Genomic DNA, 6,400 nt, shown 5'->3' with positions numbered 1-6,400 from the left:
TGCTTCTTCTTGCGCAAGGCGTTCAGCTTCTTGTTCTAAACGTTCTTGTTCTAAACGTGCTTGCTCTGCGCGTTCTGCTTCTTGACGTGCTACCTCTAAACGCTCTTGTTCTAAACGCTCTTCTTCTAAGCGTTGCTGTTCTTTCTCTTGCTCAATATTTTCTTCTTTGTTACGCCCAAAACCGAGCCACGAGAAAAAACCTTTTTTTTCTTTTGCCATTAGCTACTAAACTCCTCGCACTAAATCATGGCGCGATTACATTGACGATATTGAAAATAATAATGAAGTCTATCATTTGATCATGGATAAACGCATCTTTTATACGAATTTTATGGTAAATTATTCCGGATTAAATCAAGGGAAGTCATCAAGATATTAATAGACACCGATCCCTTATTCAAAAAGACACTCCAGAAATCACGTTTAAACGATATAAATCAAATAATATGGCCAAAAAACCACAAAAAGCCCCAATGGGACAAATTAGAGTCATTGGCGGGAAATGGCGTGGTCGTAAACTCCCTGTTCTCGATAGTCAAGGATTACGACCAACAACCGATAGAGTGAAAGAAACGCTCTTTAATTGGCTTATGCCCATCATTCAAGATGCACGCTGTCTCGACTGTTTTGCCGGTAGTGGTGGCTTAGGAATTGAGGCACTTTCTCGCTATGCTCGTGAAACCACGTTTATCGAATATGAGCGTCCTGTTGCCAAACAAATTACTGCAAATTTAGCCTTACTTAATGCTGATAATGGACATGTTATTCAAGACAGCGCATTATCCGTTCTCGCAAAACAAGGCACGCCTTATAATGTGGTTTTCTTAGATCCCCCTTTTCATAAAGGCATGTTGTCTGACACTATCCAACTATTAGAAAATAACGGTTGGTTAGCACAAGATTGCTATATTTATATTGAGGAAGAAGTTAAAGCACAAACTTATACTATTCCGCCTCATTGGACATTGCATAGAGAGAAGATCGCAGGACAAGTTGCGTATCGCCTTTATATTCGCAGTTTATCTGCTTAATTTTTTATGGAGTTGCTATGTTAATCTTTTTAGGCCGATTTTTAATGGTTGGTGTTTGGGGTTTTCTGTTTTTAAATATTATTTCCCCATTTCCTAAGCCTTTAAAGTATTTTATGGATATTGCATTGATTTTTATGGTAATTATGCATGGATTACAAATCGTTATGTATAAAGCGGGACAACCTAAAGATCAAAAACCATCAACAGCTCAACAATTTCGCATTTTCTTCTTTGGTATTTTTGAACTATTGAAAATACAAAAAGAGTTACGAAAAGAATACGAAGAAAAACAGAAAAATAAAACGAAACAATAGTCGTAATATTCGTATACCCTCGCAATTATCTGGGGTTGCCCATCTACCCCAGAGGTTGCAAATCTTATAAAGACTCTTGCTTATTTTTTACTTTGCTCATCAATTGGTACATCTGTTTCAAATTTCACAAAACGACTGCCTTGCATAAATAAACGTCCTTTCATTTCAGGTTCAATATTTAGATAAGAAGATTTATCAATATTCAAAACCAAATCTTTACGCTCATCAGTAGTTAAACGAAAGGTGACTTGATAATAATACGTTGTTTCTGGACCATTCACGTCATTTTCTCTTGAGCGCCTTTCATTTGCCGCGACTTCTTTTTTATCTATTATTTCAACCATATAAAGTTTTACAGGTGCATTATCGTCACTTACTCGTTGTTTTCGCTGTTCAAAAAAACGATGCGTTGCCGATGCTATAATAATGATCAGTACTGCAATACCAATAATCGCTGCTTTATTCATTACATTAATTCCTATTGTTATATGGATTAAAAAGCAGTGTGCTTATATTATTTTAATGAGTCCGTCAGTTTCGTCATTAACCGCTATTCTTAAATTAAGCTTTCTGTTATGAATAATAAAACAGTTCTGAATATAAGGGAGATATTATGAGTTGGCCTTTTCTCGCGGTATTATTCTCAGGATGGCTTTATATCGATGCCGCATATCGTGGACCTAATTGGCAACGATGGTTATTCCGTCCTATTACACTACTTCTTTTATTACTTTGGGCATGGCAAGTCCCTGAACACAATATTAATAGCTACCTGATTGTTGGCGCGTTATTAGCAACGCTGCTTTCTGATCTATTAAGAATATTTGATGGTAAGTATTTACTACCATCCATTGCCTTGGTATTCCTGAGTTATATTCTTTATATGGTGAGTTTTTTATTACCACTCCAACTCTCGTTTTATCTTCCTTTACTTGGGTTCGTTATTCTTGCTTTCATTATCATTTTAGCCATTGTTTGGACAAAACTCGATAAATTAGCAATCCCGGCCTCTCTCACGTTATTAGCCGCATTTGCCATGTTTTGGATTGCGGGTGAAAAATTCTTTTACCTAAGTAATGATTACAACTTATCTATTATGATTGGCTCTCTATTGTTAGTAATTGCTTACTCTATATGGCTTATCAATCGATTCCGCTTCTCTTTTACAGCATCTAAAGGGCTTGTCAGCGCCTGTTATTTTATTGGGCACTTCTTTATTGTTAGAGCATTGTTCCTTTAGTTTTAATCAACCCCTTGTTTTGATTTTTAAATCAAGGGGTTAGTTTTTCAACTTAATTCGCATTTTTTGACAATGAATTTTTATCACACATCTTGACTCTGGACTCTACTCCAAGCTGTAAAGTACTTATCAAATAAATGAAATTAGACTTTACTTCGTTGAACAAGGAGAGCCCGTTATGACTAAACATGCTCATCAACACGATAATCATAAACATACCGATGCTTGTTGCTCAAGTTCTCAATGCTGTTCAGGGCACTCTGAGAATAGTACGCACTCACATACTGAAAATGGACATTCTCATACTAAAATAGATAAAAGCGATCCTGAATGCGAGGATGAGCATCACAGCAAGCATTCTCACAATCACGATCACGATGGTCATGGAGGTTGTGATATCAACGCCCCTGTTTCAAATATTGAACCCGAGAAAATTGCACAACAACGCTTTAGTTGGAAAGTCCAAGGCATGGACTGCCCAAGTTGCGCACAAAAAATTGAAACAGCTGCACTCAAAGTCGTGGGTGTAAAACAAGCAAAAGTCCTTTTTGCCACCGAAAAATTGGTTGTTGATGCAGATAGTGACTTACGCGCTGATGTCATTGCCGCAATTAATAGTGCAGGTTTTGAGCTTTTTGATCTCTCATCACCTCTATCTAAAAAAGTCGCTAAGCAAAGTCTCTTGAAAGAAAGTTCATTTGTTATTGTATTAGCACTTTTAATGGCAATTAGCTGGGGTGCAGAGTTTATTGATCCTCAAGCAGGTCGAGCAGCCTTTATCGCAACAACCTTGATTGGACTATTCCCCATTGTGAAAAAGTCCTTACAACTTATTCGCAGTGGTACACCGTTTGCTATCGAAACATTGATGAGCGTTGCCGCAATTGGTGCACTATTTATTAATGCTACCGAAGAAGCCGCAATGGTTATTCTGCTGTTTATGATTGGTGAAATGTTAGAGTCTTACGCAGCAGGTCGGGCTCGTCGTGGTGTAAGTGCTTTAATGGCGCTAGTTCCCGAAGAAGCCACATTAATCAAAAACGGCAAAAAACAAACCGTTTCTGTTGCGCAACTGCGCCCAGGCGATCTTATCGAAATAGCACCAGGTTCACGTTTACCAACCGATGCTGAATTAGTCAGCGCATTTGCAAGCTTTGATGAGAGTGCATTAACGGGAGAATCTGTCCCTGTAGAACGCTTACAAGGCGAAAAAGTGGCTGCAGGCTGTTTATCTGTGGATAGATCTGTGCAAATGAAAGTGGTCTCAGAACAAGGACAAAATGCCATTGACCGTATTTTGCAACTGATCGAAGAAGCAGAAGAGCGTAGAGCGCCAATCGAGCGCTTTATTGACCGTTTTAGTCGCTACTATACACCCGCTATTATGCTGTTCTCAGCACTAGTTATCATTATCCCACCGTTATTATTTTCACAACCTTGGGAAACATGGATTTATCGCGGTTTAACTCTGTTACTCATTGGTTGTCCTTGTGCTTTAGTTATCTCAACACCTGCTGCAATCACATCAGCCTTAGCAGCCGCAACTAAACGTGGAGCATTGATTAAAGGAGGTGCAGCATTAGAACAATTAGGCACAGTTAATACTATCGCACTAGATAAAACAGGCACGCTAACTGAAGGGAAACCTCAAGTTACTGATGTTGTTGCCGAAACCGGTTTTAATGAGAAAGAGGTCCTGACGCTTGCATCATCTGTAGAAGTGGGTTCTCATCACCCATTAGCAAAAGCGATTATCAATAAGGCGCAAGAAAACGATGTGCTTGTTGTTGAAGCAGAAGATCGTAAAGCGCTAGCCGGTAAAGGGATTGAAGGTTATTTAAATAGCCAACATATTCTGGTGAGTGCGCCTTCTCAATTATCAGAAGCCACATTACTCTCTTCTCAATGGCAACAAGAGGTTGCTCGCCTTGAAGATGAAGGCAAAACCGTGGTAGTCGTATTAAAAGAGAGTCAGCTTATCGGTGTTATTGCTATGCAAGATACCTTACGCAGCGATGCTGTCGAATCAATGAAGTTATTGAAAGAGATGAACATCAATGCCGTTATGCTAACAGGTGATAATCCAAGAGCAGCAGCCGCTATTGCGAAAAAATTAGGTATGGATTTCCGTGCAGGATTACTGCCTGAAGATAAAGTGACTTCAGTAATGGAAATCAGTAAAACGCATAACACAATGATGGTGGGCGATGGTATTAATGATGCACCAGCAATGAAAGCCGCAACCATTGGTGTCGCGATGGGAAGCGGTACAGACGTTGCACTTGAAACAGCTGATGCAGCATTAACGCATAACCGTTTAACTGGCTTACCTGAAATTATTAAGTTGTCTCGTGCGACACGTAAAATTATCCGTGAAAACATCACGATAGCACTTGGTTTAAAAGCGATATTTTTAGTAACAAGCTTATTAGGAATTACTGGACTTTGGGTTGCTGTTCTTGCTGACTCAGGAGCAACAGCACTGGTAACAGCCAATGCCGTAAGACTGTTAAGAGTAAAAATTAGCGCTTCAAACAAAGAGTAAGCACGCTAAAATAACAAAACCCAAACCTCAGTATGTGGGGCTTGGGTTATTTTTTAGCGCGATAATAAGCAATGTTTACAGTATAAATTACAGATTGCTCTCTTTTTTACGGATAAGATAACGATAAGGTGCAGATTGTGTCTCTTGATTTAATAAATCATGTTCCATAAATCGGCAAAAGCCAGGAATATCACGCACTGTGGCAGGATCATCAGCAATCACTAATAACGTCTCACCTAATGCCATATTTCTTATGGTTTTACGGACTAACATGACTGGCTCTGGACAACGTAGCCCCAACGTATCTAATGTTTTAGTTGCATCATCAAATTGAGCATTCATTCTATTAACCATTTTTCTTAACACTGACAGATACCGTCATTATATCTCGCTTTCGTATTTACATCACGGCACATTAAGCACAAGAGGATTATCGCTAATCTTTGCTTTTGTTGCGCAACCAGCGTATTATGCGCATCCTCTCATTTAAGAGAAAAATCACTGTTTTATTGGGTTCCCTCACCCCAATCACTAAAAAGGTACAATTTATGTATACGTTTACTCCCCGCCAAAAAGCGGTAGCGCTGTTATGGCTTTCTTTATTTCATATCCTGATAATTACATCTAGTAACTATCTTGTGCAATTACCTATCTCCATCTTTGGTTTTCATACCACTTGGGGAGCCTTTACTTTTCCGTTTATTTTCCTAGCAACAGATTTAACGGTTCGTATTTATGGTGCCCCCCTTGCCAGACGCATTATTACTGCCGTGATGCTACCCGCATTAGCGATTTCTTACCTGATATCAACACTCTTTTTTCAAGGAAGTTGGCAGGGTTTTACCTCATTAGGTGATTTCAATATCATGGTGGCAAGGATCGCAACAGCAAGCTTTATGGCTTATGTGTTAGGTCAAATCATGGATGTGTCTGTCTTTAATCGTTTAAGACAACAACAAAAATGGTGGGTAGCACCAAGTGCAGCAATGTTCTTTGGTAATTTACTCGACACACTCGCATTCTTCTTTATTGCCTTTTATCGCAGTACAGATACCTTTATGGCGACAAATTGGGTTGAAATTGCCTTAGTCGACTATGTATTCAAATTAACCATTTGTATGTTTTTTTTCTTGCCGGCCTATGGTGTATTACTGAACTTTATTTTGCGTTACTTTTTTTCCCAACAAAATAATTCTGAAAGAAAATTCGTTGAGATAAATTAAAATAACTTCCCCTCATTTAACGGTTCTAAATGAGGGGAAGTTAAAAT

Annotated in this window: 7 protein-coding genes and 1 pseudogene; 5 read left to right on the top strand and 3 right to left on the bottom strand. The window is 38.8% G+C overall.

Annotated features, from left to right (window positions below; translation table 11 throughout):
* Nucleotides 1-219, bottom strand: a pseudogene (locus GWJ05_RS00295) (signal recognition particle-docking protein FtsY); the annotation flags it as partial.
* A 227-nt stretch (nucleotides 220-446) separates the two neighbouring features.
* Between GWJ05_RS00295 and rsmD the strand changes: the two are divergent.
* A complete protein-coding gene (gene rsmD, locus GWJ05_RS00290) occupies nucleotides 447-1,031 on the top strand; it encodes a 16S rRNA (guanine(966)-N(2))-methyltransferase (RefSeq protein ID WP_036933129.1) in 585 nt (194 codons plus the stop codon).
* A gap of 17 nt (nucleotides 1,032-1,048) precedes the next feature.
* On the top strand, nucleotides 1,049-1,345 hold the full coding sequence (locus GWJ05_RS00285; protein ID WP_036933130.1) for a DUF1145 family protein: 297 nt from the start codon (nucleotides 1,049-1,051) through the stop codon (nucleotides 1,343-1,345).
* A gap of 80 nt (nucleotides 1,346-1,425) precedes the next feature.
* Here GWJ05_RS00285 and GWJ05_RS00280 read toward each other — a convergent pair whose 3' ends face one another.
* Nucleotides 1,426-1,812, bottom strand: a complete 387-nt coding sequence (locus tag GWJ05_RS00280; RefSeq protein ID WP_036933131.1) for a DUF2500 family protein — start codon at nucleotides 1,810-1,812, stop codon at nucleotides 1,426-1,428.
* 146 nt (nucleotides 1,813-1,958) lie between these two features.
* Here GWJ05_RS00280 and GWJ05_RS00275 point away from each other — a divergent pair, with 146 nt between their 5' ends.
* Both GWJ05_RS00275 and GWJ05_RS00270 read left to right on the top strand, forming a co-directional pair.
* The gene (locus GWJ05_RS00275; protein ID WP_036933132.1) at nucleotides 1,959-2,585 is read left to right on the top strand and encodes a lysoplasmalogenase; all 627 of its coding nucleotides are present in this window, start codon (nucleotides 1,959-1,961) and stop codon (nucleotides 2,583-2,585) included.
* Between the two features lie 178 nt (nucleotides 2,586-2,763).
* Complete coding sequence (locus GWJ05_RS00270) at nucleotides 2,764-5,130, top strand: zinc/cadmium/mercury/lead-transporting ATPase (RefSeq protein ID WP_036933133.1); 2,367 nt, start codon at nucleotides 2,764-2,766, stop codon at nucleotides 5,128-5,130.
* Nucleotides 5,131-5,217: 87 nt separating this feature from the next.
* On the opposite strand, the gene tusA is transcribed toward GWJ05_RS00270, so the two are convergent.
* Nucleotides 5,218-5,472, bottom strand: coding sequence for a sulfurtransferase TusA (gene tusA, locus GWJ05_RS00265; RefSeq protein ID WP_036933135.1), 255 nt, complete (start codon nucleotides 5,470-5,472; stop codon nucleotides 5,218-5,220).
* A gap of 206 nt (nucleotides 5,473-5,678) precedes the next feature.
* Here tusA and GWJ05_RS00260 point away from each other — a divergent pair, with 206 nt between their 5' ends.
* Entirely contained in the window at nucleotides 5,679-6,353 is a 675-nt protein-coding gene (locus GWJ05_RS00260) for a 7-cyano-7-deazaguanine/7-aminomethyl-7-deazaguanine transporter (RefSeq protein WP_036933136.1), read from the top strand.
* The last annotated feature ends 47 nt before the right edge of the window (nucleotides 6,354-6,400 follow it).

It is taken from the genome of Proteus sp. G2626, assembly GCF_009915985.1.
Taxonomy (GTDB): domain Bacteria; phylum Pseudomonadota; class Gammaproteobacteria; order Enterobacterales; family Enterobacteriaceae; genus Proteus; species Proteus vulgaris.
This window is presented reverse-complemented; position numbering and strand designations above follow the sequence as displayed.

Excerpts from the sequence above, each read along its gene's own strand:
- tusA (WP_036933135.1), bottom strand. The coding sequence starts at position 5,472 with ATGAATGCTCAATTTGATGATGCAACTAAAACATTAGATACGTTGGGG.
- GWJ05_RS00285 (WP_036933130.1), top strand. The coding sequence starts at position 1,049 with ATGTTAATCTTTTTAGGCCGATTTTTAATGGTTGGTGTTTGGGGTTTT.
- GWJ05_RS00275 (WP_036933132.1), top strand. The coding sequence starts at position 1,959 with ATGAGTTGGCCTTTTCTCGCGGTATTATTCTCAGGATGGCTTTATATC.
- GWJ05_RS00280 (WP_036933131.1), bottom strand. The coding sequence starts at position 1,812 with ATGAATAAAGCAGCGATTATTGGTATTGCAGTACTGATCATTATTATA.
- GWJ05_RS00260 (WP_036933136.1), top strand. The coding sequence starts at position 5,679 with ATGTATACGTTTACTCCCCGCCAAAAAGCGGTAGCGCTGTTATGGCTT.
- GWJ05_RS00270 (WP_036933133.1), top strand. The coding sequence starts at position 2,764 with ATGACTAAACATGCTCATCAACACGATAATCATAAACATACCGATGCT.
- rsmD (WP_036933129.1), top strand. The coding sequence starts at position 447 with ATGGCCAAAAAACCACAAAAAGCCCCAATGGGACAAATTAGAGTCATT.